The 26813-nt window shown below is 63.4% G+C and carries 26 protein-coding genes; 8 read left to right on the top strand and 18 right to left on the bottom strand.

The annotated features are described in order from the left end of the window. Positions 1 to 87: 87 nt before the first annotated feature. Positions 88 to 1323 carry an ABC transporter substrate-binding protein gene (locus tag LB572_RS15850; protein ID WP_140802427.1) on the bottom strand — a complete coding sequence of 412 codons (1236 nt, stop codon included), beginning with the start codon at positions 1321 to 1323 and terminating at the stop codon, positions 88 to 90. Between the two features lie 68 nt (positions 1324 to 1391). After that, a complete protein-coding gene (locus LB572_RS15845; RefSeq protein ID WP_224668385.1) occupies positions 1392 to 3710 on the bottom strand; it encodes a beta-glucosidase family protein in 2319 nt (772 codons plus the stop codon). A 242-nt stretch (positions 3711 to 3952) separates the two neighbouring features. On the opposite strand from LB572_RS15845, the gene LB572_RS15840 reads away from it, so the two are divergent. Then, positions 3953 to 4099 (top strand): hypothetical protein, encoded by a 147-nt coding sequence (locus LB572_RS15840; protein ID WP_224668352.1) that lies wholly within the window; start codon positions 3953 to 3955, stop codon positions 4097 to 4099. Between the two features lie 9 nt (positions 4100 to 4108). Beyond that, entirely contained in the window at positions 4109 to 5026 is a 918-nt protein-coding gene (locus LB572_RS15835) for a helix-turn-helix domain-containing protein (RefSeq protein ID WP_224668351.1), read from the top strand. 65 nt (positions 5027 to 5091) lie between these two features. Here LB572_RS15835 and LB572_RS15830 read toward each other — a convergent pair whose 3' ends face one another. The 4 genes from LB572_RS15830 to LB572_RS15815 all read right to left on the bottom strand — a co-directional run bounded on the left by LB572_RS15830 (position 5092) and on the right by LB572_RS15815 (position 9188). Continuing rightward, complete coding sequence (locus LB572_RS15830) at positions 5092 to 5718, bottom strand: chloramphenicol phosphotransferase CPT family protein (protein ID WP_224668350.1); 627 nt, start codon at positions 5716 to 5718, stop codon at positions 5092 to 5094. 65 nt (positions 5719 to 5783) lie between these two features. Further along, complete coding sequence (gene clpA, locus LB572_RS15825) at positions 5784 to 8249, bottom strand: ATP-dependent Clp protease ATP-binding subunit ClpA (protein WP_224668349.1); 2466 nt, start codon at positions 8247 to 8249, stop codon at positions 5784 to 5786. A 6-nt stretch (positions 8250 to 8255) separates the two neighbouring features. Next, a complete protein-coding gene (clpS, locus tag LB572_RS15820) occupies positions 8256 to 8582 on the bottom strand; it encodes an ATP-dependent Clp protease adapter ClpS (protein ID WP_040972327.1) in 327 nt (108 codons plus the stop codon). A gap of 276 nt (positions 8583 to 8858) precedes the next feature. Continuing rightward, entirely contained in the window at positions 8859 to 9188 is a 330-nt protein-coding gene (locus LB572_RS15815; RefSeq protein WP_224668348.1) for a phasin family protein, read from the bottom strand. 288 nt (positions 9189 to 9476) lie between these two features. Here LB572_RS15815 and LB572_RS15810 point away from each other — a divergent pair, with 288 nt between their 5' ends. Further along, complete coding sequence (locus LB572_RS15810; RefSeq protein WP_140802434.1) at positions 9477 to 10901, top strand: D-alanyl-D-alanine carboxypeptidase; 1425 nt, start codon at positions 9477 to 9479, stop codon at positions 10899 to 10901. Positions 10902 to 10944: 43 nt separating this feature from the next. Here LB572_RS15810 and LB572_RS15805 read toward each other — a convergent pair whose 3' ends face one another. Together LB572_RS15805 and LB572_RS15800 are read right to left on the bottom strand one after the other, a co-directional pair. Beyond that, the gene (locus tag LB572_RS15805) at positions 10945 to 11643 is read right to left on the bottom strand and encodes a molecular chaperone DnaJ (RefSeq protein ID WP_140802435.1); all 699 of its coding nucleotides are present in this window, start codon (positions 11641 to 11643) and stop codon (positions 10945 to 10947) included. Between the two features lie 220 nt (positions 11644 to 11863). Next, entirely contained in the window at positions 11864 to 12301 is a 438-nt protein-coding gene (locus tag LB572_RS15800) for a DUF1489 family protein (protein ID WP_140802436.1), read from the bottom strand. A 204-nt stretch (positions 12302 to 12505) separates the two neighbouring features. Here LB572_RS15800 and LB572_RS15795 point away from each other — a divergent pair, with 204 nt between their 5' ends. Continuing rightward, positions 12506 to 13966, top strand: a complete 1461-nt coding sequence (locus tag LB572_RS15795; RefSeq protein ID WP_224668347.1) for a serine hydrolase — start codon at positions 12506 to 12508, stop codon at positions 13964 to 13966. A 50-nt stretch (positions 13967 to 14016) separates the two neighbouring features. Here LB572_RS15795 and LB572_RS15790 read toward each other — a convergent pair whose 3' ends face one another. After that, on the bottom strand, positions 14017 to 15420 hold the full coding sequence (locus tag LB572_RS15790) for an L-serine ammonia-lyase (RefSeq protein ID WP_140802439.1): 1404 nt from the start codon (positions 15418 to 15420) through the stop codon (positions 14017 to 14019). Positions 15421 to 15600: 180 nt separating this feature from the next. Here LB572_RS15790 and LB572_RS15785 point away from each other — a divergent pair, with 180 nt between their 5' ends. Further along, positions 15601 to 16320, top strand: a complete 720-nt coding sequence (locus tag LB572_RS15785) for a DUF599 domain-containing protein (protein WP_140802440.1) — start codon at positions 15601 to 15603, stop codon at positions 16318 to 16320. Here LB572_RS15785 and LB572_RS15780 read toward each other — a convergent pair. The 6 genes from LB572_RS15780 to LB572_RS15755 form a co-directional block, all read right to left on the bottom strand. Further along, positions 16293 to 17090 carry a YdcF family protein gene (locus tag LB572_RS15780; RefSeq protein ID WP_224668346.1) on the bottom strand — a complete coding sequence of 266 codons (798 nt, stop codon included), beginning with the start codon at positions 17088 to 17090 and terminating at the stop codon, positions 16293 to 16295. The two genes, LB572_RS15785 and LB572_RS15780, sit on opposite strands and share 28 nt — an antisense overlap. A 30-nt stretch (positions 17091 to 17120) precedes the next feature. Then, positions 17121 to 18686: an amidase gene (locus tag LB572_RS15775; protein ID WP_140802442.1), complete on the bottom strand. Its 1566-nt coding sequence runs from the start codon at positions 18684 to 18686 to the stop codon at positions 17121 to 17123. Next, complete coding sequence (locus LB572_RS15770; RefSeq protein ID WP_224668345.1) at positions 18686 to 19144, bottom strand: GNAT family N-acetyltransferase; 459 nt, start codon at positions 19142 to 19144, stop codon at positions 18686 to 18688. Before LB572_RS15770 ends, LB572_RS15775 begins: the two co-directional genes overlap by 1 nt. Before the next feature lie 3 nt (positions 19145 to 19147). Then, a complete protein-coding gene (gatC, locus tag LB572_RS15765) occupies positions 19148 to 19435 on the bottom strand; it encodes an Asp-tRNA(Asn)/Glu-tRNA(Gln) amidotransferase subunit GatC (protein ID WP_140802444.1) in 288 nt (95 codons plus the stop codon). Between the two features lie 97 nt (positions 19436 to 19532). Next, a complete protein-coding gene (locus LB572_RS15760; RefSeq protein WP_224668344.1) occupies positions 19533 to 20102 on the bottom strand; it encodes a hypothetical protein in 570 nt (189 codons plus the stop codon). Positions 20103 to 20269: 167 nt separating this feature from the next. Further along, the gene (locus tag LB572_RS15755; protein WP_224668343.1) at positions 20270 to 20977 is read right to left on the bottom strand and encodes a metal-dependent hydrolase; all 708 of its coding nucleotides are present in this window, start codon (positions 20975 to 20977) and stop codon (positions 20270 to 20272) included. Positions 20978 to 21094: 117 nt separating this feature from the next. On the opposite strand from LB572_RS15755, the gene ruvX reads away from it, so the two are divergent. Continuing rightward, entirely contained in the window at positions 21095 to 21577 is a 483-nt protein-coding gene (gene ruvX, locus LB572_RS15750) for a Holliday junction resolvase RuvX (RefSeq protein WP_224668342.1), read from the top strand. Here ruvX and LB572_RS15745 read toward each other — a convergent pair. From LB572_RS15745 to LB572_RS15735, 3 genes are all read right to left on the bottom strand, one after another. Further along, the gene (locus LB572_RS15745; RefSeq protein WP_224668341.1) at positions 21519 to 21860 is read right to left on the bottom strand and encodes a DUF6105 family protein; all 342 of its coding nucleotides are present in this window, start codon (positions 21858 to 21860) and stop codon (positions 21519 to 21521) included. The genes ruvX and LB572_RS15745 overlap by 59 nt on opposite strands. After that, positions 21860 to 22411, bottom strand: coding sequence for a hypothetical protein (locus tag LB572_RS15740; RefSeq protein WP_412033565.1), 552 nt, complete (start codon positions 22409 to 22411; stop codon positions 21860 to 21862). Before LB572_RS15740 ends, LB572_RS15745 begins: the two co-directional genes overlap by 1 nt. Positions 22412 to 22629: 218 nt before the next feature. Then, entirely contained in the window at positions 22630 to 24258 is a 1629-nt protein-coding gene (locus LB572_RS15735) for a DNA alkylation response protein (protein ID WP_140802450.1), read from the bottom strand. A 200-nt stretch (positions 24259 to 24458) separates the two neighbouring features. On the opposite strand from LB572_RS15735, the gene LB572_RS15730 reads away from it, so the two are divergent. After that, the gene (locus LB572_RS15730) at positions 24459 to 25424 is read left to right on the top strand and encodes an aspartate carbamoyltransferase catalytic subunit (protein WP_140802451.1); all 966 of its coding nucleotides are present in this window, start codon (positions 24459 to 24461) and stop codon (positions 25422 to 25424) included. After that, positions 25421 to 26707 carry a dihydroorotase gene (locus LB572_RS15725; protein ID WP_224668339.1) on the top strand — a complete coding sequence of 429 codons (1287 nt, stop codon included), beginning with the start codon at positions 25421 to 25423 and terminating at the stop codon, positions 26705 to 26707. Before LB572_RS15730 ends, LB572_RS15725 begins: the two co-directional genes overlap by 4 nt. The last annotated feature ends 106 nt before the right edge of the window (positions 26708 to 26813 follow it).

The raw sequence follows: 26813 nt of genomic DNA, 5'->3' as shown, positions 1-26813 counted from the left end.
CCCGCTCGCATCGAGCAAGCCCGGACTTTGCCCGGGCTCCTCCTGGCCGAAGCCGCAACAATGGCCCTGCCCTTGCGGCCATCAGCTTCACTTGCTCTGGAGAATGTCCGCCAGGCCCTTGACGGCGGTCTCGACCGACATCGAGGGGTCGGTCCAGAACTGCGTCGCGAGATCCGTCATCTGTCCGTTCAGATCACCCGGGAGGGCGTCGTAGGTGGAGGAGACCGCCACGCCGGGCGTGGCAAGCGCCTTCACGCCCTTGACCGCGCACATATCCAGCGTGCTGGTGTCGACATCGAGCCGTGACGGCACCGAGCCCTTGACCGCCGCGATCTTGGCTTCGACCGCCGGATCCATGACGGTTTCGGCAAGCAGCGTCTGCCCCTTGACCCGGTCCTCGTCCTTGTTGACGGGGAAGGCGAAGATGTCGACGACGACGGCATAGGCAGGCTTCTCGGTCGGCACGAGGAAGCAGCCGAACTCCTTGCCCGCGGTCTGTCCGGCCGCGAGGAACTCGCCGCGCGCCCAATCGCCCATGAATTGCATGCCGGCCTTGCCCGTCGTCACCAGGTTGGTGGTCTCGTTCCATGAGCGGCCGGCGCTCGCGGGATCGGTGTAGGTGCCGACCTTGCGGAACAACTCGAACGCCTTGGGCAGGATCGGCGACTTCAGGGCCTCGGGATCACGCTTGACGAACAGGTCGTTCCAATATTCCGGACCGCCGAGCGAAATGATCATCGAGGTAAGGACGTACACTTCCTGCCAGGGCTCGCCACCGACGGCAAAGGGGATGGAACCGCTCGCCTTGAGCTTGTCGGCGGCGGCAAACATGTCGTCAAGCGTCTTCGGCTCTTCGATCCCCGCTTTCTCGAAGGCGGATTTGGAATACCAGACCCAGTTGTCGGCATGGATGCCGACGGGCAGGCCGACGAGATGACCGTCGACGGTGAGCTTGTTCCATACGATTGGCACCATGGCCTTCTGCCAGCCATTCGCCGCCGCGAGATCGTCGAGATTGCGCAGTTGGCCGGACGAGGCCAGATCCCGCATCGCGGCGCTGGGCGTCATCAGCACCGCCGACGGCGGTTCGCCGCCGGCAATGCGGCTGGTCGCCGCCGCGATGGTGGAGTCGAAATCAGCCGACGGGCTGTCTATCCACTTGCCGCCATGTGCCTTGAAGGCATCGGCGATCGCGTTCATCGCCTTCGATTCACTGGCGCTGGTCCAATATTGCTGCACGTCGACCGTCTGGGCGAAGGCGGGGCTGGACATGGCGAGCAAGCCGAGAAGGCTGATCGCGCCGGAAAGGCGTTGCTGGTTCATCTTGTTTCCTCCTGAGGTTGTTGAATTCCGCGTTCTTTCGCAGCGGTCGATATGCTTTACTGGTGGCTTCAGGCGGCCTTTCCGACCGCCCTGCCCATTTCCTTGTTCAGGCTGTCCAGGAACGCGGCCATGGTGTCCCTGGAGATCTTGTTGCCGGTAATCCAGGCAACGGTGTTGTAGATGCCGAGGAACGAGCCGCCGCAGTATTCCAGCATCTTGTCGGTCTCCTCGTCGCTGAGATCGAGCTGGTCCTTGAGGAACATGCCGAACTGCTTGCGCGTGAATTCCTGCTCCAGCACCGTGGACGGCTGGCTCTCCACGTTAAGGATGCTCGTGGGCAGTGCCCGCGCCTCCACCGCGATCTCCTTCTCCAGCCGGATGTCACGCGACGACGCGGCCACTTCGATCGTCAGCTTGCCGGCGTCGAGCAACCAGGCCCGGTAGTCGCAGTCGTAGTAGCGGAGGTCGCGTGCCTCGATCACCACTTCGACACGCCGGGTTTCTCCGGGTTGCAATTCGACCTTGGTGAAGCCTTTGAGCTCGCGAAGCGGGCGGATGAGGCGCGGTTTGTGCGGCCGGGCATAGACCTGGACGATCTCCTTGCCGGCGCGCGTGCCGGTGTTCGTCACGTCGGCCGAAACGGTGAAGGTGCTCGTCGCATTGATATGGTCGACGTCGATCTCGATGTTGGAATAGTCGAATGTCGTGTAGCTCAGGCCGAAGCCGAAAGGGAAAAGCGGCGCGAGCTTGCGCTTGTCGTAGGAGCGGTATCCGACGTGGATGCCTTCGCTGTAGATGTGCCTGTTGCTCTCGCCGGGATAAGTCAGGAAACCGGGCGTATCCTCGAGCCGGACCGGAAAGGTGACGGTCAGCTTGCCGCACGGGTTGTGGATGCCGAACAGAACTTCCGCCGCGGCGCGACCCGCTCCCTGACCGGCGAAGAACATCGAGAGGATCGCCGCGGCCTGATCCGCCCAGGGCATGGCGACGGCATCGGGCGAGGCTAGGATCACGGCGAATTTGCCATTTCGCCGCGAAAGGCGATCGACCAATTCATCCTGTCCATCAAGCAGGTTGAGGTTTGCGCGGTCGGATCCCTCGCCGTCGTATCCGACCTCGGTATTGCCGAAGAACAGCACGACGTCGGCGCCGTCGATGTCCGAGAGCGCCGCCTGCTCACCGGCGCTGCCAGGTGCGAAGTCGGATATTGCGTTGAACGTGACGGTCGCGCCTGGCGCTAGGCGGCGGATTTCGTCGAGTGGAATATCGACCTCGGTCGGTCGCGTGGTGGCACAGCCCGAGCCCTGGATGACAGGCTCGCACGCGGCGGCGCCGACCACGGCGATCCGCCGCAAGCTGGCTCCGTCAAGCGGCAGGAGGTTGCCATCGTTCTTCAGCAGGCCGATGGATTCCACGGCCATGCGCTGCGACAGCGCGTGGTGCGCCTTGAAGTCCGCCGTGACGTCCGCCCGGATGCCGTTGCGCGCCGTCCGGATCAGCTTGAGGATCCGCAGGCTCGCCCGGTCAAGCACCTTGGTCGGGACACGTCCGTCCTTCACCGCTTCGAGCAGCTCCTGCCTGCGCGCCTCGCTTTCAGGCATGTCGAGATCGTTGCCCGCATTCATCGAGGTGGCCCGATCCTTGATGCCGTGCCAATCCGAGACGACCACGCCGTCATAGCCCCACTCGTCGCGCAGGACCTGCGTCAAGAGCCAGTGGTTCTCGGCGGCCTGGACGTCGTTCAGCCGGTTGTAGGAGCTCATGACGGTCCACGGATTGCTCTTGCGGATCGCCCTTTCGAAGCCGGCGAGATAGATTTCGCGCAGCGCGCGTTCCTCCACGACCGAACTCATCGTGGTCCGCTGGACCTCGGAATTGTTGCAGGCGAAGTGCTTGAGCGAAGCGCCGACGCCGTTCTTTTGCAGGCCGTTGATGACCGCCGCCGCGATCTCACCCGACAGGGTTGGATCCTCGGAATAATATTCGTAACTGCGGCCGGCGAGCGGAGTACGACGGATGTTGATGCCGGGACCGAGCAACAGATTGACACCGAAGGCCTGGCACTCACGCGCCAGCGCCTCGCCGAGTTCGTGCGCAAGGCCGACGTCCCACGAACAGGCGAAGGACGATCCGTTCGGGAAGCAGGTCGCAGGACGGGTCGAACCGAACGCACCCTCGACGCCACGCGAAACATCGGCATTGACGACGCTGAGGAATGACGCGAGCTGGCTGCCACCGTCCTGCAGCCCATCGATCTGCTCGATCGAATAGCGCACGCCATAAGTCCCGTCGGTCATCAAAACCTCGGGAATGTTGAGCCTGTAGTTGGCTGCGGTGCGCCAAAGACCGGATCCCGTCACCAGCGTCGTCTTTTCCTCGAGGGTCATCTGATCCACGAGCGCGCCCAGTTCCTTGTCGGATATATTCCAAGCCATAAAGCTGCCTACCTCATTTGTGCCGGGCGTCGGCACACCGACTTCCACAGCCTTGCACGGTCGCCCGGATCGATAGTCCGCGCTCGAGAACGGTATGACGATGACATAGCGAAAGCCTGTCATCTAGCCGTCGAAATTGCTCTGGAGCTACGACAGTTTTTGATATTTAATAGGCATATCCAGGGAGGATACCGATGAATGTCGCATATCTGAGACCCGAGTTCGGGCGCGAGAAACTCGACTGCGGTTTCGAAGATCACGGACCCTCATCGGAGGCGCATTGCCACGCTTTCGTGCACGGCTATGCCGACGTGCCCTATCACTGGCATCGTGAAATCTAGATACTTTTTGTGCTGCGCGGACAGTTCCGCCTCATCGTCGACGGCCAGGTCTGCGACATGGATCAGGGCGACACGATCATCATCAATGCCGACGTCCCGCACAACTCGACGTCCGTCTCACGCAACACATTGGTCTGCGGCGTGCATCTCGACGCCGCGTATTTCGAGCGTCTCGGCCTGCCGGGGTTCGCCTCGCGGCAATATCTTTGCCGCACCTTCCTGCACAGCCGCTCCTTCATGCACCGCGTCGCGCCGATCAAGGCGCTGATGGCGCGGCTCGTTCTCGATCAGAGCAACCATCCCGAAGAGATCATGGTCCGCCAGACGATCGCCAATCTGCTTGCCTGCTACATCTACCGCTGGATCCCGCATGAGGAGGCCGATGCGGCGGGGGCGCAATTGCGGTCCGATAGCCGCGGCCGCATCCTGCGCATCATGGATACGCTGAACGAGCAGGACGCAGGTCAGCACCTCGGCGAGATCGCTGACGCCGAGGGACTGACGCTCAGCCACCTGTCGCGCCTGTTCAAGCGGCATCTCGGCATAGGCTATCGCGACTATTCACAGAACCTGCGGCTCGACAGCGCCGCCGAGACGCTGCGTACGACCGATCATACGATCGGGACCATCATGGAGCGCAGCGGCTTCGGCAACCCGGCCGTCTTCTACAACAAGTTCCGCGCCCGGTTCGGCTGCAGCCCGGCCGAATTCCGTCGCGGCCGCCGCCCGTCGAAACCGCAGAGCGTATTGACCACCGAGGATGCTGCCGAAGTCCAGAAGCTTCTGATGGTTCTCGCGACGGATGTGGGCAAGGCGGCGGAGCTCGCGGTCGGGCTGGCGCCACATGACAAGCGCCAGATCGTCCTAAGCGCGCCGCACAACCCGACCCGTGAAACTACGCCGTCTCATGCGCTGGCGATGTCTTGAGCGCGGGATGACCAACACCGCCTGATTGTCCGGTCGCCCGCGCTTCAGGCTGATGCGGCCTCCACTCAACTTGCCGACCGGCGCGCCAATGTCGGAAAGGCCGTCGGCTCCGCCCCCGCCATAAGCCTGTCCCGGATCGCCTCCGCGCAGGCGTGCGGACTTAGCAGCGACGTATCGATCTCCAAGTCGTAAAGGCCGGGCTTATGCACTTCTTCCTGCCAGAGGCGCACGGGCAGCGGTGTGGGATCGTCGTCCGTTCCGATGACATATGGCGTACCAGCCCCGCCTGCCGCGCGTCTTCGCAAGATCTCCTCGATCGGGCAGCGGACGCCGACGAAGAGGACCGGCAGGCCGGCCAAGCGGCGAGCACATTCGGGAAGGATGTTCAGCGGCCTCGAATAGGCGTCGTGATGGCCAACATCGGCGACGACATTGAGCCCCAGCCGGCTGTGGGCGGCGATTGCATCGTAAAGCGCCGCGTAGAGGCCCGACACAAAAACCTCAAGATCGGGGCGTTCGCCGCCGGGGCGTAAGCCAATGCCGGGACGCAAGCGCGGTGGCGTGGCGAGTGCGTAGGCATCGACGCCGAGATTGATCCAGACGCCCTCGAATGTCTCCTGGATCGCGGCGGCAATGCTCGACTTTCCCGAGCGCGGCGCGCCGTTGAGGATGATGATCTGTCCGGCTTCCAAGCGGTGCTCCCTTCAACGAAAAAGGCCCCGTTTCCGGGGCCTTTTGTATTTCAAGCGAGCGCTTGTCAGCCCTTGCGCGGCAGTTGCGGCACAAGGCTGCGCTTGTTGCCGTCCTTGCCCTTCGGCTCCGGCTTCTGCGCCACGGCCTTCTTGGGCGCGGGCTTCTTGGCGACCGCCTTTTTCGGCTTCGGCGCGTCTTCCGGCTCTTCCTTCTTCGGCTGCACGGGCGACTCGTCGGCGAGCGACTCGAGCTTCAGGCCGGACTCGCCGGTTTCTTTCTTCTCGACGGTGACGCGCACCGTGCCGCCCTTCTTGAGCTTGCCGAACAGCACCTCGTCGGCCAGGGGCTTCTTGATGTGCTCCTGGATGACGCGGCCGAGCGGACGCGCGCCCATGCGCTCGTCATAGCCCTTGTCGGCCAGCCAGGCGATCGCGTCCTGCGACAGGTCGAAGGTGACGCCACGCTCGGACAGCTGGGCCTCGAGCTGCATGACGAACTTCTGCACCACCTGATGGATCACCGGCACCGGCAGCGAGCCGAATGGGATGATCGCGTCGAGACGGTTGCGGAACTCCGGCGTGAACAGCCGGTTGATCGCCTCGACGTCGTCGCCTTCGCGCTTGGTCGAGCCGAAACCGATCGCCGCGCGCTGCGCATCCGACGCGCCCGCATTGGTCGTCATGATCAGGATCACGTTGCGGAAGTCGATCTGCTTGCCGTTATGGTCGGTCAGCTTGCCGTGGTCCATCACCTGCAACAGGATGTTGAACAGGTCCGGATGCGCCTTCTCGACTTCGTCAAGCAGCAGCACGCAATGCGGATGCTGGTCGACGCCGTCGGTGAGCAGGCCGCCCTGGTCGAAGCCGACATAGCCGGGAGGCGCGCCGATCAGCCGCGAGACGGTGTGGCGTTCCATGTATTCCGACATGTCGAAGCGGATCAGCTCGACGCCGAGCGAGGCGGCAAGCTGCTTGGCGACTTCCGTCTTGCCGACGCCGGTCGGGCCCGAGAACAGATACGAGCCGATCGGCTTTTCAGGTTCGCGCAGGCCGGCACGCGCCAGCTTGATCGCCGAGGTCAGCGCGGTGATCGCCGTATCCTGGCCGTAGACGACGCGCTTCAACTCGATATCGAGCCCCTGCAGCACCTTCTCGTCATCAGCCGAGACCGTCTTCGGCGGGATGCGCGCCATGGTGGCGATCGTCGCCTCGATCTCCTTGATGCCGATCGTCTTCTTGCGCTTGGCCTCCGGCACCAGCATCTGCGAGGCGCCAGTCTCGTCGATCACGTCGATCGCCTTGTCCGGCAGCTTGCGGTCGTTGATATAGCGCGCCGAGAGCTCGACCGAGGCCTTGATGGCTTCGCTCGTGTAACGGACCTTGTGGAACTCCTCGAAATAGGGCTTCAGGCCCTTCATGATCTCGATGGCGTCCTCGATGGTCGGCTCGTTGACGTCGATCTTCTGGAAGCGCCGCACCAAAGCGCGGTCCTTCTCGAAGAACTGGCGGAACTCCTTGTAGGTGGTCGAGCCGATGCAGCGGATGGCGCCGGACGACAGCGCCGGCTTCAAAAGGTTCGATGCATCCATGGCGCCGCCCGAAGTGGCGCCCGCCCCGATCACGGTGTGGATCTCGTCGATGAACAGCACCGCGCCCGGATAATCCTCGAGTTCCTTCACGACCTGCTTCAGCCGCTCCTCGAAGTCGCCGCGATAGCGGGTGCCGGCCAAGAGCGTGCCCATGTCGAGCGCGAAGATGGTGGCGTCCTGCAGCACTTCCGGCACATCGCCTTCGACGATGCGCTTGGCCAGCCCCTCGGCGATCGCCGTCTTGCCGACGCCCGGGTCGCCGACATAGAGCGGGTTGTTCTTGGAACGGCGGCACAGCACCTGGATGGTGCGGTTGATTTCGCTGTCGCGGCCGATCAGCGGGTCGATCTTGCCGGCCCGCGCCTTGTTGTTGAGGTTGACGCAGTAGGCCGTCAACGCGTCCTGCTGCTTCTTCTTGCCGCCTTCTTCCTGCGGCTCGGCGCCGTTCTGGCCGCCCTGCTCGTCCTCGGCGCCGCGCGGCGTGCGCTGCTCCGAAGCGCCCGGGCGCTTGGCGATGCCGTGCGAGATGTAGTTGACCGCGTCGTAGCGGGTCATCTGCTGTTCTTGCAGGAAATAAGCGGCGTGGCTCTCGCGCTCGGCGAAGATGGCGACGAGCACATTGGCGCCGGAGACTTCCTCGCGGCCGGACGACTGGACATGGATCACGGCGCGCTGGATGACGCGCTGGAAGCCTGCCGTCGGCTTCGAATCCTCGTCGTAGCCGGTGACGAGGTTGTCGAGCTCGGTGTCGATGTAGGTGAGAACGGTATGCTTGAGCTCGTCGAGATCGACGTTGCAGGCGCGCATGACGGCGGCCGCCTCGGTGTCGTCGATCAGGGCGAGCAACAGGTGTTCGAGCGTCGCATATTCGTGATGCCGCTCGTTGGCGAATGTCAGCGCCTGATGTAGCGCCTTTTCCAGGCCTTGGGAGAAAGCCGGCATGTTACCTCACTTCTTCTCCATCACGCATTGCAGCGGATGCTGATTCTGTCGGGCGAAATCCATGACCTGGGACACTTTGGTCTCGGCCACCTCGAATGTGTAGACACCGCACTCGCCCACTCCATGATTGTGAACATGAAGCATGATGCGTGTGGCGGCCTCGCGGTCCTTTTGGAAAAAACGCTCCAGGACGTGAACGACGAACTCCATCGGAGTGTAGTCGTCGTTCAGGATGAGGACCCGGTAGAGGCTGGGCTTCTTGGTCTTGGTTTTGGTGCGCGTGATGACAGCGGTGCCGCGACCGGGATCGTTGCGGTCTCCGTCACTTTGCATTCGCACCACACCTGCCGTGGCAGTCAAACCGATCGTCACGTAGTCCAGCCTTTTCGAATCCTCATGCGAGTTCAACATGTAGGTTCTCGATGGACGATTTTAAGCCCTTCTGTTTAGCTGACAATATGGCTAGGTGGGCAAACCTCAGCGAATTTCTCAATCGTGAATGCGGCAAGGTGCATCGGGTTGCGATCGGACATGAAAAAACCCGGCCGCGTTTCCGCGACCGGGTCCTTCCGCAGGCCGGCTGGCCGTATCGGGCGTGATCGGGCGAAATTACTTCGCCTTGGCGACCACCGATTCGAACGGCTTGTAGGCTTCCTTGGCGAGCTCGGCATAGAGATTGCCGAGCTTGCTGGCCTCGGCCACGAAGCTCTCATAGCTCTGCTTGGCGTAATCGGTCTGGATCTCGATGGCCTTCTCGATCGACTTGGCCGCGAACAGCTTCTCGACGGCGGCGCTGCCGGCTTCGAAGCTCTTCTTGGTGTATTCGCCGGCTTCGGTGGCGATCGCCTGCGCGCCCTTGGTGAGCGAGGCAAAGCTCTTCAGCCCGGTGTCGGCAAAGTCCTTGCCGTATTTCGAGAAGTCCTCATAGGTCTGGGTCATTTCATTCTTCCCTTTGGTTGAAACGCCCTTTTGGCCCCGGGCGCCCTTGTGCAATGCACCTCAATATATTGTGCGATGCACAAAAGTCAAGAATCCCTTGGCCTGCAGGAGCTCCAGCGCCGTCGGCTGGTAAAATTCGATTAAACAGAAGCTCGATTTGCCGAAAAATGGTGAACGCGGCGGTTACCATAAACGGATTGGTAACGCTGGGCGCGATAGCTTGGCCGGAAGCGAGGCAGGCACTCCCTTTGCCGCCTCCGGGGCAACGAAAATTCAGGGTAAGTAACGGTGCGTCAGGCGTTGTCGGGCTTCGTCTCCAAATCTTCTTTCTCCTTCAAGGCAATCATGGTTGCCGCGCTCGCGGTGACGATTGTCGCCGCCGATGTCGCGTCGGCTCTTGCCGCGAAGTCCGCGGCCATTGTCGTCGACGCCAAGACCGGCAAGGTGCTCTATTCGGCCGACGCCAACGGCCGGCGCTATCCGGCCTCGCTCACCAAGATGATGACGCTCTACCTCACCTTCGAGGCGTTGGCGAAGGGCAGGATCAGCAAGAACACGCCGGTTCCATTTTCCGCGCATGCTTCCGCCGAGGCGCCTACCAAGCTCGGCGTCCGCCCCGGCGGCTCGGTTCCGGTCGAGACCGCCATTCTGTCGATCGTAACGAAATCCGCCAACGACTCGGCCACCGCACTTGGCGAGATGCTCGGCGGCAGCGAAGACAATTTCGCCCGCATGATGACGGCTAAGGCGCGCCAGCTCGGCATGAACGGCACCGTCTTCCGTAACGCCAACGGCCTGCCCGACCCCGGCCAGTTCACCACGGCGCACGACATGGCGATGCTTGGCATCGCGCTGCGCGAGCACTACCCGCAATATTACGGCTATTTCTCGCAGCGCTCGTTCCTGTATGGCCGCCAGCGCATCAACGGTCACAACCGCCTGCTTGGCCGCATCAAGGGCGTCGACGGCATCAAGACCGGCTACACCCGCGCTTCCGGCTTCAACCTCGTTTCCTCCGTCGCCGATGGCGACCGCCGCCTCGTCGCGGTGGTGATGGGCGGCACCTCCGGCCGCAGCCGCGACAACCAGATGGCCACGCTGATCAACACCTACCTGCCGCGCGCCTCGACGCGAGGCGGCGGCGACCTCATCGCCAAGGGCAACGACAATCCAATCAAGACGCTGGCCAAGGTCTTCTTGCCCAAGCATGACGCGCCGACACCGGACGCCAAGCCGGCGACGGACGACACTGTCGTTGCCTCGGCCGATGACGTTGAGGACGACACCCAGCAGGTCGCCGAGGACACGAAGCCTGTCATCAAGGTCAAGAAGGTGAAGACGGTTGCCGTCGCCGCCATGGCGCCGGCCTCCAAGTCTCAGGACGCCTCGCCCCAGGTCGTCACCGCCTATGCCGAACCCGCGCCGGCCGCGCCGGCGATCGATCCGGTCAAGACGTCGTCGGTGCCGGCGGGTTGGGTGGTTCAGGTCGCTTCCTCGCCGACGAAATCAGGAGCCCAGAGCCTGCTTGATCAGACTGCCAAGCAGGCGCCAAGGATCCTGGCCGACGCTTCCGGTTTCACCGTCGCCTTCGACAAGGACGGCACCACCTACTACCGCGCCCGCTTCGGCGGCTTCGGCTCGAAGGATGCCGCCTGGAAGGCCTGCGATGCGCTCAAGCGCAAGAAAATCTCGTGCTACGCCGTCCAGCAATAGGCGGTTGTTGGAATCTCCCGGAAAGTACCCGCGTCGAAGGAGACTAATCGTGATTGGAGAGCAAGACGTCCTTGGCTTCATTGATCCGCGCCGCCAGGACAGACGTGCCGCCGACATCGGCGTTCAGGCGCTGCATCAGGCGGCGGTGCGCCTTGCGGATATCCGCCGCGGCAGCCCCCGCTTCAAGACCAAGGACCTTGTAGGCCTCCTCCTTAGTCATGGCGCCCGCACCTGGCGCAACACCCAGCCCTTCGCCACCGTGCGGCTGCGCGTCCTTGCGCCAGACGGGAAAACGGCCGTCAAGATACGTCTCTAAGAGCTGGCGGCTCTCCAGATCGGGGCTGAGCTCGCCATGAAGCTGGCGCAGGTCCGTCAGTCCCATGGCCCCCAGCATCTTGCCTTCATAACGCCCGGCCAGAACGAGCCCCTCGAGCCTGCCGCTGTCATGGTCGAGGTCCATTTCGAGCGCGGCGGTGCGCACCGTCGAATGTTGGGACACGGCGGCCCGCGCTGGCGGCCGCCTCGTGCGTATCCAGCCGACCCAGGCCAGCGCCGCAAGCAGAAGCAGCCCGCCGATAAGGCTGCGGCCGAAGATCAGCATGGGCGCCCCGACCAGCCCCAGGAGGGCCGGCCCAAGCGATCTCAGACTGTCGGCCATTCTTGCCGCATCCGCGCGCACAAAGAGCAAGGCGGCGCCGAAAAGCACCACGAGCACCGCTGCCAAAACAAGGATCACGCCCATCGATTAGCGCTGCCATACGAAAGACTGAGCATGGAAATAGGATGGGACCAAGGTCTGGCGCTTGCAAGTCCCACATCGAGCGAGCCGAAGGGCCAGCGCCGGGGACGATCCGCAAGGCGCACAGAGCAATTCCAGGAAAAGTGCGAGCGGTCTTCCGTCCGGAATTGCGTAAAACAAAAGGATAGAGTGGTTCGCCGTTTCCGTGAAACGGTGAAACGCGCTAGAGCAGGCCGAGTTCGGCGAGTTCCAGCCTGAGCTTCGGCGGCATCTCGGCCAGTGCCGCCCTGCCCTTGCCGAGGTCGACCGGCGCATCGGCGGGCTTGAGATAACGCCAGCCCTGGAAGGCGCGCCGCGGCTGCCAGTCGGTGCGCACGACCTCGGGATCGAGCATCAGATGACAGCGGCCTATGCCTTCATCGTCGGTGAAGGGCCGGATCTCCGTGATCAGCTGCCGGCACTGGACGCTGCCCTTGATCACCCAATAGAGCGAACCGCCATCCGTGATCTCGCCGCCACGTGTCGGCACCATGCGGGTGGTGTGCCAGTGCTCGGCCGGCTCGCCGGCGCGGCGCCGTTCGTCGAGACGGAAGGCAATCCACTCTTCGAGATCCTCGACGCTGTCGCAGCCGACGCACAGTTTGATGAGATTGAGTGACATGCCCCAAGATTTAGCCGCAAGGGTTGACGCGTCAACGCCCTGAGCGACTTCTCCACAGGGCCAGCAGGATGACGCCATAAAACCAGCAGGAATCCAGGATACACAATCGGTAGCTTGGTGGCTCGCGGAGCAGTTGTCATCTTGGCAGACGGTCGAGAACAGAATGGGCCGAATAGGCGCCAGGTGGTTTTGGCAGCGACGTTGATGTTGCCGGCCATCATGACGAGCACGCGGGCTCAGAATGGGCCTTCCACGTCGAATGGAAAATCTCCGCCTCCGGTCACCCAAGCAGAGATCGAGGCGCGCATTCAGCGTGTCCTTGGCGGGCTTCGACCTCCCATCGGATTTGCCGGTCAACCTCATGCCTCGCTCACGGCCAGGATGAGCACGCTGAATGTTCCCGGCGTGAGCATCGCGGTCATTCACAACGGCGCCGTGGAATGGGCGCGAGGCTTCGGCGTTGCATTGCAGGGTGGCCGCCCGGTTGGGCCAGGCACACTCTTTCAGGCCGGGTCGATCAGCAAGCCGGTAGCAGCCATGGCGGTCATGGCTTTGGCCCAAGCTGGAAAACTTGATCTCGACGTGGATGTAAATTCGTATCTGAAGAGTTGGAAAGTTCCGGCCAATTCGTATACCGACAAGACGAAAGTCACTCTTCGGGAATTGCTCAGCCACTCCGCCGGGACGACGGTCCATGGTTTTGCAGGGTATCAGGCAGGATTGCCGATTCCGTCCCTTATCGATGTGCTCGATGGCTCCCCACCAGCGAACAATCCTCCGATTGTCGTCGATGAACCGCCGGGTAGGAATTTCCGGTATTCCGGTGGCGGCTACACGATTGTGCAGCAGCTGCTGATCGACGTTACCGGCAGACCGTTTGAGGATTTGCTGGACGAGACGGTGCTTCGCCCGCTTGGGATGTCCCGCAGCAGCTATCGTCAACCGCTGCCCGCTCGCGATCTTCCCCACGCAGCGATGCCACATACCATAGGTGGCGACCCGGTCGCCGGCGGCCCGCACACCTATCCCGAGTTGGCGGCGGCTGGATTGTGGACGACGCCAACCGACCTGGCTCGCTTCGACCTGGCCCTGCTCGACGCGTGGGCAGGCCGGCCAATGCCGATACTCTCCCAGCCGGCGGCAATCCAAATGCTGACCTCTGGGCTTGGGAACTATGGCCTCGGCCTGATCGTGCGCGGCTCACCGCCACATCGTCGCTTTGGTCATGACGGCGTGAATGCCGGTTTCATAAATTCGATGATTTCCTACGAAACAGGCGACGGCGCCATTGTGATGACAAATGGCGACCAAGGCGACGTCCTGGTTGCGGAGATCATGCAGAGCATCGCCGCCGAATATCAGTGGCCGGACTGGACCCGCAAGGAGCGGAAATTGGTCGCGGTCGACCCAAAGCTCCTGGACCGGCTGATTGGAAACTATCGACTTGGCCCGACCATGATCGTCCATATTTCGAATGAAGGCGGGCAGCTGTTTTCACGAGCGACGGGAGGGGCCAAATTCGAGCTGTTTGCGCAAAGCGACCGTGATTTCTTCACGACCGCGTTCGATTCCGTGTTCACCTTCGACACGGACGGCTCAACCGACGCTCGGAAGCTGGTCATACATCAAGACGGCAAGGACTATCCCGGCGACCGCATCCCGTAGTCGGGACGTTGAACTCAGCGACGCCGGTCATACTGTGTGGGCCGCCCCCCTCAGCACTCAACCACGTTCACGGCCAGGCCGCCGAGGCTGGTTTCCTTGTATTTTTCGTTCATGTCGAGGCCGGTCTGGCGCATGGTTTCGATCGCGGCATCGAGCGGCACGAAATGCGTGCCGTCGCCCTTGATGGCCAAGGACGCGGCGGTCACGGCCTTCACCGCGCCAAGCGCATTGCGCTCTATGCAGGGCACCTGCACCAGGCCGCCGACCGGATCGCAGGTCATGCCGAGATGATGTTCCAGCGCGATCTCGGCGGCGTTCTCTACCTGCTCGGGCGTGCCGCCCATCACGGCGCACAGGCCGGCCGCGGCCATTGCCGAAGCGGAACCCACTTCACCCTGGCAGCCGACCTCGGCGCCGGAGATCGAGGCGTTTGACTTGATGATGCCGCCGACAGCAGCCGCCGACAGCAGGAAGTCGCGGATGCTCGGCTGGTCGGCCTCAGGATGGAAGTGCAGCCAGTAGCGCAGCACCGCGGGCAGCGTGCCGGCGGCGCCATTGGTGGGCGCCGTCACCACGCGCCCGCCGGCGGCGTTCTCTTCGTTGACCGCCATGGCGTAGATCGACAGCCAGTCATTGGCGAGCAAGGGATTGGGCCGGTTCTGTTGCCACTGCTCCTGCAGCTTGTCGTGCAGTTGCCGCGCGCGGCGGCGCACCTTCAGCCCGCCCGGCATGATGCCGTCCTGTGACAGGCCGCGATCGATGCAGCCTTTCATCGCGCCCCAGATCGCGTCCAAGCCTGCATCGAGCTCCTCGCGCGACATGTGCTTTTCCTCGTTGGCGCGCTTCATCTCGGCGATGGAAAGCCCGCTCTTTGCCGCCATCGCCAGCATCTCGACGGCATTCTTGAACGGGTACGGAACCTTCTTGCCCTCGGTCGTCACCGAGCCCTTGGCCTTCATGCGCTGCAACTCTTCCTCGGAAACGACGAAGCCGCCGCCGATCGAATAATAGATGCGCTTGAGCAAAAGCCGGTCGGAGTTGTCATAGGCGTAGAAGGCCATTCCGTTGGCGTGGCCGGTGAGCGGCGTCTTGCGGTCGAGCGCCAGGTCTTTCGCCGGATCGAAGCGATAGGATGGATGCCCGGGAGGCGAAATGCGCTTGTCGGCTGCGATGCGAGCGACGATGCCGTCGGCCTCGTCCGGATCGACCGTCTGCGGCGTCTGGCCTGCCAGGCCAAGAATCACGGCGCGGTCGGAGCCATGGCCGATGCCGGTATAGGCGAGCGAACCATGCAGGCTGGCGCCGATGCGGTCGACTTTCACGCCCGCGGGCCGCGGCCAGTCGCCGGCCAGGATCTCGTCGAGGAACCGGCGCGCGGCCGTCATCGGCCCCATCGTGTGGGAGCTCGACGGGCCGATGCCGATCTTGAACAGGTCGAAAACCGAAAGGAACACGGGGCCGTTGTCTCCTGGGAACCGATCAAGACTTACATATAGGAATTCCCGGGATGTTTCCGCTGTTTTGCAAATCGCGGCGCGGCGGCTGCCGACCTTGTTTGCTCCGCCAGCGACATCATCCCGCCGAGAGCTCGGGTGCCCGTCGAAGCGCCGGCCCGGCCCGTGTTACAAGAGCGCATGGGCGACTCACTCCACCTTTCAGCGGCAGATCTGGCGGCTTTGACCTTCTTCCTGGTCGTCTGGGTGCTGCATACGCTCGCCTCCGACGGCAGGCTGATCAGCCGCGTCTCCCTGACGACGGCGATGAACGCCCAGCGCGAAGCCTGGATGCGCAACATGGCCGAACGCGAAATCCGCATCGTCGACACCGCGATCATGAACGGCTTGCAGCAAGGCACGGCGTTCTTCGCCTCGAGCTCGCTGATCGCGCTCGGCGGCTGTTTTGCCCTGCTCGGCGCCTCCGACCGCGTGCTTCAGGTTCTGGCAGAACTGCCCCTCGGCGCGGCTTCGCCGCGCGAAGCCTTTCAGACCAAGGTGTTCGGCCTTGTGCTGATTCTCGCCTTTGCCTTCTTCAAATTCGGCTGGGCCTACCGGCTTTTCAACTACTGCTCGATCCTGATCGGCGCGGTGCCGACCCCGCATGGCCCAGCCTCGCGCAACCCGGTCAGCGAAACGGCGGTGTGGCGGGCGACGCGCATGAACGTGCTTGCCGGCAAGCACTTCAACTCCGGCCTGCGCGCCGTCTTCTTCTCGATCGGCTATCTCGGCTGGTTCGTCGATCCGATCGTCTTCGTGATGTCGACGCTGGTGCTTCTGGCGGTGCTCGTGCGCCGTCAGTTCTTCTCCGCGGCCCGGCAAGCCGTCCTCGGTCAGCCGCCCGGTCCGGGGAAGAACTGATCGATCTTGCCGGAGAGCCGGTAGGCGAAAAGGCCGATCCACTCGCGCATCGCAATGGTGGTCGCCTGCATCGAATCGACCGGGTTGTCGCGGTAGAAACCGACGCCTTCCTTGCCCGAGGTGCGATAATCGACCGGCCACGGAATGGTCGCAAAGCCCGCCTTGTCGAACAGCGCCTTGGCGCGCGGCATGTGGAAAGCCGACGTGACCAGCAGCCAGGTCTCGCCCGGTTTCGGCTCAACCAGTTTTCGCGAGAAGGCAGCGTTCTCGTAAGTGTTGCGCGATTTGTCCTCGAGGATCAGGCGATCGGCCGAAACGCCGAGCGCCCCAAGCAGCCGCGGTGCGGTATCGGCGTCGCCCTCGCCGTCGAGGAAAAGCGAGCCGTTGCCGCCGGACACGACGATCTTCGCCTGGGGAAAGCGCCTCGCCAGGATCGCTGTCTCGACCATGCGGTCGCCGCCGCTGTTCAATTCATAGCCGCCGCGCGCGAGATTGATGGCGCCCTCGAAGCCGCCACCAAGCACGACGATGCCGTCGACCTTTTGCGGCAATGGCGGCTTGGGGAAGCGTTCTTCCAGTGGGTTGAGCATCATCGCGCCGACCGACGTCCAGGCCGAAAGAACCAGGATGGCGACGCCGAGCACGCCGGCCGTCGCCGCCAGCCGCCGGCGTCCGAACAGCGTCGCCAGCAAGCCGGCGAGCAACAGGAAGATGGCCAGGTTCACCGGCTGGACGAAGAACCAGAATATCTTGGAGAGGTGGTAGAACATGCATCGCCCCTTGTCAGATGAGGGACGACGCTACCACCACTTTTCAGGCTGAAATTTGCCCGCGGCCTTTTCGATGACATGCGCCGTCTGGAACAGCGTCTCCTCGTCGAACGGGCGGCCGATCAGCTGCAGGCCGAGCGGTAGGCCTTTGCCGTCCAGGCCGGCCGGCACCGAAATGCCGGGAAGACCCGCCATGTTCACCGTCACGGTGAAGATGTCGTTGAGGTACATCTTGACCGGATCGGAAGCCATGTCCTCGTCGGCGACGCCGAAGGCGGCCGACGGGGTTGCGGGCGTCAGGATGACGTCGACGCCGGCGGCAAAGACGTTTTCGAAGTCGCGCTTGATCAGCGTGCGCACCTTCTGCGCCTGCAGATAGTAGGCGTCGTAATAGCCGGCCGACAGCACGTAGGTGCCGATCATGATGCGGCGCTTGACCTCGCGACCGAAGCCGGCGGCGCGAGTCTTCTCATACATCTCGATGATGTCCTTGCCGGGCACGCGCAGGCCATAGCGGACGCCGTCGTAGCGGGCGAGGTTCGACGACGCCTCGGCGGGCGCCACGATATAGTAGGCCGGCAAGGCATATTTGGTGTGCGGCAGGGAGATATCGACGATCTCGGCGCCGGCGTCCTTCAGCCAGGCGATGCCCTGCTGCCAGAGCGCCTCGATGTCTTCCGGCATGCCGTCGACGCGATATTCCTTCGGAATGCCGACCTTCATGCCCTTGATCGGCTTGCCGATCGCCGCCTCATAGTCCGGCACCGGACGGTCGACCGAGGTCGTGTCCTTCGGGTCGACCGAGGCCATCGACTTCAACAGGATCGCTGCGTCACGCACGTCGCGCGCGATCGGTCCGGCCTGGTCGAGCGAGGAAGCAAAGGCGACGATGCCCCAGCGCGAGCAGCGCCCGTAAGTCGGCTTGATGCCGACCGTGCCGGTGAAGGCGGCGGGCTGGCGGATCGAGCCGCCGGTGTCGGTCGCGGTTGCGCCGGCGCACAGGAAAGCGGCCACGGATGACGCCGAACCGCCTGACGAGCCGCCAGGCACCAGCTGCATGTTGTCATAGGTGCGGCTCTGCTCGACGCCGCCGGGCACGACAAAGCCGCCGCCGCCGTCATGGATGGTCGGCTTGACCGTGGTCTGCAGGCGCGAGCGGCGCCACGGATTGATGACCGGGCCGTAATAGGAGGTCTCGTTCGACGAGCCCATGGCGAACTCGTCCATGTTGAGCTTGCCGAGCATGACGGCGCCGTCGGCCCACAGATTGCTGGTCACTGTCGACTCGTAGCGCGGCTTGAAGCCGTCCAGCACATGGCTGCAAGCCTGGGTGTGGATGCCTTCGGTGGCGAACAGGTCCTTGATCCCCAGCGGAATGCCTTCCAGCGCGCCGCCATCGCCCTTGGCGAGCCTGGCATCGGAAGCCTTGGCCATGCCGCGCGCCTTGTCGGCGGTGACGGTCACATAGGCATTGAGCAAGGGATTGGCGCTCTCGATCGCCGAGAGGTAGGCCTCGGTGATCTCGGCCGCGGTGATCTCCTTGCCGCGCAGCTTGGCGCGGGCCTCGGAAATGGTGAGATGTGTGAGATCGCTCATCAGGCAAGGCTCTTTTCGTAAAACACCGACCATTCGGAGTCGGGATAATCCAGCACCGGTCCGCAACGCGAGAATCCGGCGCGCTCATAGACGGTCCAGGCGGAGGGGTGCCGATCGCCGGTTTCAAGGACAAGACGCATCAGTCCCTCCTGCCGGGCGAGCGCCTCGACCCGTTCGACGATCTCGGCGCCGATCTTGCGGCCGCGATGCGAAGGCCGCGTATACATGCGCTTGACCTCGCCGACCGCATCGTCATGGCGCTTGAGCGCGCCGCAGCCGACGGCAAGGCCGTTGTCGCGGGCGATGAACACCGTCGTATCCTTGCCCGCCATCTGCTCGACGCTGAGATGATAGCAGTGCTCGGGCGGCGTCAGCTCGAGCAGCGCGGCATTGAGTTCGGCGACCAGCGCGCGCACGTCGTCCTGCAAAGGCGTTTCGACGGCGATCTCGACAGCCACGGCCTACTCCACCACCTTCGGAACGAGGAAGAAATTCTCTTCCGTCGCCGGCGCGTTGGCTACAATGTCGGCGGCCTTGTTGCCGTCGGTAACGGCATCCTGGCGCTTCTTCATCTCCATCGGCGTGACCGAGGTCATCGGCTCGACGCCCGCGACATCGACCTCGTTCAGCTGCTCGACGAAGCCGAGGATGGCGTTCAATTCGCCGGTCATGCGCTCGGCGTCCTCCTCGCTCACCGCGATACGGGCAAGGTGCGCGACGCGCTTCACGGTTCGGAGATCAACGGACATGTCTTATCGCCTCGGGAAAACCAGTGCGGGCTATAGCGGCGCGGCGCGGCGGGCGCAACATATCGGGCAACATTTGACGCCCCAGCCAAGTTGCACGTTACTGGAAAGCGTAACCCACGTGCTTGCGCCTTTGCGCCGAAATAGCGTCCGTGACCGCTTTTCGGTTGTCGGGGCTATCTTCAAGGATCATTGCTAACGCACAGGGTTGTTGAACAAGCTGAACAAATGGCATTCCGTGGCGATCGATGGCGGCGCGTAGACCAACGATCACATTTTCCGGCCCTTTCCATTGCTCCGACATGGCAAATGTCGAGTGGACCCAATTGGCCTCCCAGTTGTCCAGTCGTGGAGAGCCGAAAATCGTTTCTACAACCTCGAACTTGATCCGAATGCTATCGGCGGAGCGATCCGATAGCTTGTCCGCCAGTTGCCGATAACCACTCTTGCTCGTAGCCTCGCGAAACTTGCGCCGCCGCTCCTGGAGTTCCGAGTCGAATACCGGTTTGTAGGATATTATTCTGGCGCGGACGACGATTTGTGCATTGCTGAAATAACTCAGATCTTGCTCGTGAAGAGTTGCGCAGGCCGTTGCTTTTCCAGACAGCGAAAAAAGGCTTAAAAAACCCATCCAAGCAAGCACGGCGTTCAACTTCAAGGCCCTATTCACGTCGCTCTCCCTACCGTCCCAGCCTTGAGACGATCGTCAACGATCAAGGCAAATTGACGCCCTCGCAAAGATAGTACTGCCGCTGTTGCCGACCTACTCGCCTTCCGTCGGCCCCGGAGCGGGTCGATTTGCGGCGAGTTCAATTTGCGCGAATGACAGCTGCTGGCCTAGACAGATATCGCCTTACCGATTTCCGGCAGCGCCACCTTGACGCCCGAGCCTTCCATGCCGGTGACGAACTTTTCGGCGGTCTGGTCGATCATCGAGAAGGTGCCGAAATGACAGGGAACGACGGTATCGAAGCCGAAGAAGCGGCGGCAGGCAAGGGCCGCCACCGCGCCGCCCATGGTGAAGCGGTCGCCGATCGGCACGATGCCGATCTTCGGCTCGTGCAGCTCGTTGATCAGCCCCATGTCGGAGAAGATGTCGGTGTCGCCCATGTGGTAGAGCGTCTTGTCTTCAGGAAAATGCAGGACGAGCCCGCCCGGATTGCCGAGATAGGTGTTCGTGCCGCCTTCGCCGCCGAAGGAGGACGAATGCAGCGCCTGGACGAAAGTGGTGGTGAAAGGACCGCAATCTACGGTGCCGCCGATATTGCCCGGATTGATCTTGTCGCCGCTGACGCCCTGGCCGACGAGAAACATGCAGATCTCGAAATTGGCGACCAGCATGGCCCCGCTTTTCTTCAGCACTTCGACCGCGCCGCTGACATGGTCGTTATGGCCATGGGTCAGGAGCACATGGGTCACCCCTTCAGCCGGTCCTTCCCAGCCACCTGTCCAGGACGGATTGCCGACCAGATAAGGGTCGATGAGGATGGTGGCGTCCTTGGTCTCGACGCGGAATGCCGAATGTCCGTACCAGGTCAGTTTCATGAATGCTTCCTCGATTTTTCCGTTGCCGGAAGATAGAACGCTGGCGGCAAATTGAAAGTAGCGCGACGCTCCCTATCGTCAAAAGGATGTGTGTCGCCCGAATGTCAGGAAAACCCGTTGGGCATTATTTCAATCGAGGAACTGCCGGGGCGGCTTGCCGGCGGCAAGACGCTCGCCGGGCTCGATCTCGGCGACAAGACGATCGGTGTGGCGGTCTCAGATCGTGGGCTGTCCTTCGCCCATCCGCGCCCGGTCATCCTGCGCAAGAAGTTTTCGCTCGATGCCGCCCAACTGCTCGCTCAGCTCGAGAAGGACAATGTCGGCGCCTTCGTGCTCGGTCTGCCTGTCAACATGGACGGCTCGGAAGGGCCCCGTGCGCAAAAATCGCGCGCCTTCGTCCGCAACATGGCGCCGCTTTGCGACCTGCCCTTCGTGCTGTGGGACGAGCGGCTGTCGACTGTCGCCGCCGAACGAACACTGATCGAGATGGATTTCTCGCGCAAGAAGCGCGCCAGCAAGATCGATTCGGCGGCCGCCGCCTTTATTCTGCAGGGAGCGTTGGACCGGCTTCAGTCGCTCCGGCAAGACGGTCTTCGCTGATATTGCCCTGCCGCCGCTGCCTGATCCATTCGGCGACGTTGCGCCGGCGCCGGAACGCCCAAAGCCCCATGAGCAGGAAAAAGTCGAAAACGCAGGTTCGCGCCACCATGCCCGGGATAATAGCCGGATCGACGCCGAGCATCTGGCCATAGAGCTGGAAAGCGAAATCATGCACCTGCCGGCTCAGCATCGCGTAGCCGAAATTCATGTCGTTGGCCGATAGGAAGAACCATCCCCAGAAGATGGCCATCGGAGCAGCCCAGAGTGTGAATATCGTGCGCATCAGCGCCTGCCTCCAGGCTTGTTTTCCGGGCGGCCGGATATACGGGAAAGCAACGAGCTGTGCGCAGCCCCCATCGCCATGCGCGAGGCGGCACGAACATCGCCCTGGGGCAAATGCATTGCGGCGGCGAAGGCGGAGCGGCGTTCGGCCGTCACTGCGACATATGAGGCAAGCAGTGCCGTCATCTGAATGCCGACGATCACGAACAGACCGTCGATGCCTTGCGCCACGCCGCCGATGAGAATCAGCGAAAGCAGGGACGATGCGAAGATGAAAGCGACCCGCGCCACGCTCTCACCCGCGTCCGGCCTTGCCGCGCCGTTGAGCAGCGTTTCGACAAAAGCCCAGCAGAACAACACCGCGACGGTCAAAAGCGCGATCGAAAGCGGTGCGACCACGGCGGCGTTCTCAAACTGCGGAAACCGGCTGCCCTGGACAGAGAGGCCAAGCACGCCAAGGGCCGCCACTATGCCGCGGCTGCCGTCCATGCAGAAATAGGCAAGCAGGGCGAAAACCGCCGCCCAATGCAAGGCCAGAACTGAGCTCAACACGTGCCGCATGCGCTTCCCGCTGGCGGAGCCCGGGGAGGTCATGGTTAACCGTTCCCTACTCCAGCAAGCGGAGATTGGGCTTTGCAACGGTTCGCTGCAATGGAAACCATTTGTTAAGGTTAACGGCTATCCACAGATCGGCAATCCGCCCTGGAGCATGACACCCAAAGTGTGAACCCGTTTTCGGACGGCATCATGCTCTTTGATTTGGAGTCGGATCAGGTCACCGGCGGATAGAGCGTGTCGATGATCATGCGTGCGTCGTGCCGCGAATCGAGCATTCCGTAGGTGGTGCGCCACTGGCCGCCCAGCCGCGTTTCGACGAAGGCATCGGCAATCCGCCCTGCTCCCAGCCGGCGAAGCTCCGCCGCCGCGGCCGAAAGCGCGAGTTGTTCGGTAAGCAGGCGCGCCGAGCCCTGGTCGGTCGAAGCCACCTGCATGGCTGCCTTTAGCACCCCGATGGTCCCGCGGCCACCGGTGCCTAGGTCACCGTCGATGCCGGCCAGCACTTCGTCGAACAGACCGGGCGCGCGGCCAAGCACGCGCAGCACGTCGAGCGCCATGACATTGCCCGAGCCTTCCCAGATCGCGTTGACCGGCGCCTCGCGGTAGTAGCGGGCCAGCGGCGCTTCCTCGACATAACCGTTGCCACCAAGGCATTCCATCGCCTCGTAAAGCAGCTGTGGCGCGATCTTGCAGACCCAGTATTTGACGACAGGCGTCATGGCGCGGGCAAAGGCCGCCTCGCCACGGTCGCTTGCCGCTTCGTCGAAGGAGCGCGCCAGCCGGAACGACAGCGCCGTGGCCGCGGCGACGTCGAGCGCCATATCGGCCAGAACCCGCTGCATCAGCGGCTGGTCGATCAGGTTGGAGCCGAACACCTGGCGGTGGCGCGTGTGGTGGATGGCCTCGGCGAGGCCCGCCCGCATCAGCGCCGACGAAGCGACAGCGCAGTCGAGCCGGGTCAGCGTCACCATGTCCATGATCGTCTTGACGCCTGCGCCCGGGTCGCCGACCATCTCGCCGATCGCGTTGACGAACTCCACCTCAGACGAGGCGTTCGAACGGTTGCCGAGCTTGTCCTTCAGCCGCTGGAAGCGGAAGCCGTTGCCGGAACCGTCGCCCAGGATGCGCGGCACGAGGAAGCAGGATAGTCCCTCCGGAGCCTGGCCGAGCACCAGGAAGGCGTCCGACATCGGCGCCGACATGAACCATTTGTGGCCCGTCAACCGGTAGAACCCGCTTCCCGTGCGCTCCGCCCTGGTGGTGTTGGCGCGCACATCGGTGCCGCCCTGCTTCTCGGTCATGCCCATGCCGAGCGTCAGCCCGGTCTTCTGCACCGGCGGCTTCTGCGTCTGGTCGTATTTGCGCGTCGTCACGCGTGGCGCCCATTCGCGGAAGAGCTTCGGGCTTGCCATCAGCGCCGCCAGCGAGGCGCTGGTCATGGTGATGGGGCAAAGATGTCCCGTCTCGAGCTCGGCGGTCAGATAGAAGCGCGCCGCCCTCACCTGATGGCGGCGGCCGATCTCGGCATCGCCGTTTTCCCACACCGAAGAATGCAGGCCACCGGCGACCGAGCGGCGCATCAAGGCATGATAGGCCGGATGATATTCGACCAGGTCGAGGCGTCGGCCCTGACGGTCATGCGTCCGCAACTTCGGCGTGTCGGTGTTGGCGAGGCGGGCAAGCTCCTGCGCCTCCTGCGTCATCACGAACCGGCCAAGCCCGTCGAGATCCTTGCGCACGGGATCGGAAAAACGCTCGGCAAGCTGGATGAGCAAGGGATCGCCCCGCCATGCATTGCCGCCCGTCAACGGCGGCGGCTGGTTGATCACCTCGTCGGTCACGCCCAGTCCTTCAGTTGCCCAATCCTTCAATTGGCCGAGAGGTCCTTACCATTTTCAAGGCCGCGGCCGCGAATCCGAAGCCATTGGGCCTTATAGCCCAAGCCATGGAAGGCGCGCGACGAAAATACCGGGGAGAACGCCCGCAATCCAAAGCTGGCGCTTGCGGCAGGCCGGACCGCGCCCTATAGCAGCGCCTTGAGATGACCGACGCTTCGTCCCTGCCGCTCTTCCCTCACCGCCATCTGCTGGGCATCCGTGATCTTTCCCCCGCCGATATCGAGCTGTTGCTCGATCGCGCGGACCGGGCCGTGGCGATCTCGCGCCAGCCGGAAAAGAAGACCTCGACGCTGCGCGGCCGCACCCAGATCAACCTGTTCTACGAGGCATCGACCCGTACGCAATCGTCCTTCGAGCTCGCCGGCAAGCGTCTCGGCGCCGACGTCATGAACATGTCGGTGGCAAGCTCCTCGGTGAAGAAGGGCGAGACACTGATCGATACGGCGATGACGCTCAACGCCATGCGGCCGGACATCCTCATCATCCGCCACCAGTCGGCAGGCGCGGCAGCTCTTCTGGCGCAAAAAGTCGACTGCTCGGTGGTCAATGCCGGCGATGGCGCGCATGAGCACCCAACGCAGGCGCTGCTCGATGCGTTGACCATCCGCCGCGCCAAGGGGCCGCTGTCGAAGCTGATCGTGGCGATCTGCGGCGACATCCTGCATTCGCGCGTCGCCCGCTCCAACATCATGCTTTTGAACGCGCTTGGCGCGCAGGTGCGCGTCGTCGCGCCCTCGACACTGCTGCCGTCGGGCATCGACAAGATGGGCGTGATCGTCGCGCGCTCGATGGCCGAGGGCCTGAAGGATGCCGACGTGGTGATGATGCTGCGCCTGCAGCGCGAGCGCATGGAAGGCGCCTTCGTGCCGTCGGTCCGCGAGTATTTCCGCTATTTCGGCCTTGACGCCGAGAAGCTGAAAGCCGCCAAGGGCGATGCGCTGGTCATGCATCCCGGCCCGATGAACCGCGGCGTCGAGATCGCCTCCGAAATCGCCGACGGACCGCAGAGCGTCATCCAGGAACAGGTGGAAATGGGGGTCGCCGTGCGCATGGCCGTCATGGAGGCGTTGCTTGATCCGCGCCGCAACCATGAGGGGCGCGGCGCATGAGCGTGACCGTCTTCAGCAAGGCGCACATCGTCGATCCCTCGCGCGGCGTCGACGAGATCGGCAGCGTCATCGTCGAGGGCCGCAAGATCGCAGCGGCCGGAAAGGCTGCCTTGAACCAAGGCGCGCCGGAAGGCGCCACCGTCGTCGACTGCGCCGGCAAGACGATCGTTCCGGGCCTTGTCGACGCGCGCGTCTTCATCGGGGAACCCGGCGGCGAACATCGCGAGACCATCGCTTCGGCAAGCGTCGCGGCGGCGGCCGGTGGCGTCACCTCGATCGTCATGATGCCCGACACCGATCCGGTGATCGACAATGTGGCGCTGGTGGAATTCGTGCTGCGCACCGCACGCGACACGGCAAGCATCAACATCTTTCCGGCGGCCGCGATCACCAAGGGCCTCGAAGGCCGCGAGATGACCGAATTCGGCCTTCTGCGCGAGGCCGGCGCGGTCGCCTATACCGACGGCCGCCACACGATCGCCAACGCGATGGTCATGCGCCGGGCGCTGACCTATGCGCGCGATTTCGGCGGTGTGGTCGCGCATGAAACCCAGGACGCCAACCTCGCCTCATCCGGGGTGATGAACGAAGGGCTCTACGCAAGCTGGCTCGGCCTCTCGGGCATCCCGCGCGAGGCAGAGCTCATTCCGCTTGAACGCGACCTCGCGCTGGCCCGGCTGACCGGCGGCGCCTATCACGCCGCAAAAATCTCGTCGGCGATGGCGGCCGGCGCGGTGAACCGGGCAAAGACGGACGGCGCCAATGTCACGGCCGGCGTCGCCATCCACAACCTGTCGCTCAACGAGAACGATGTCGGCGAATACCGCACCTTCTTCCGGCTGACCCCGCCCTTACGCGCCGAGGACGACCGGCTGGCGATGATCGAGGCGATCAAGGACGGCACGATCGACATCATCGTCTCCTCGCATGACCCGCAGGACGTCGACACCAAGCGCCTGCCCTTCGCCGATGCCGCCGCCGGCGCCATCGGGCTGGAGACGCTGCTTGGCGCGGCGCTTCGGCTCTATCACAATGGCGATGTGCCGCTACTGCGGCTGATCGAGACGCTGTCCACCGCGCCGGCGCGATTGTTCGGCCTGCCGGGCGGCACGCTGAAGCCGGGTGCGCCGGCAGATCTCGCGGTCGTCGATCTCGACGAGCCGTGGATCGTCAGCGAGAGCGGCCTGCACTCCCGCTCGAAGAACACCTGCTTCGAAGGCGCGCGCCTACAGGGCAAAGTCCTGCAGACGGTGGTGGCGGGCCGCACGGTTTTTTCCGCCTAGACCACCTATTGACCTGAGTCCTTCCGAGTCTGCCCGGCACAGGCTTGCTTGGCGAACCCTGCCGACTCTACCATTATGACCAGCTCATACTAAAGCAAGGCTAGCT

It is taken from the genome of Mesorhizobium sp. BH1-1-5 (assembly GCF_020165615.1).
In the GTDB taxonomy this organism is placed as follows: Bacteria; Pseudomonadota; Alphaproteobacteria; order Rhizobiales; family Rhizobiaceae; genus Mesorhizobium.
Note: the sequence above shows the minus strand (reverse complement) of the source record. Positions and strands in the feature narration are given on the sequence as shown.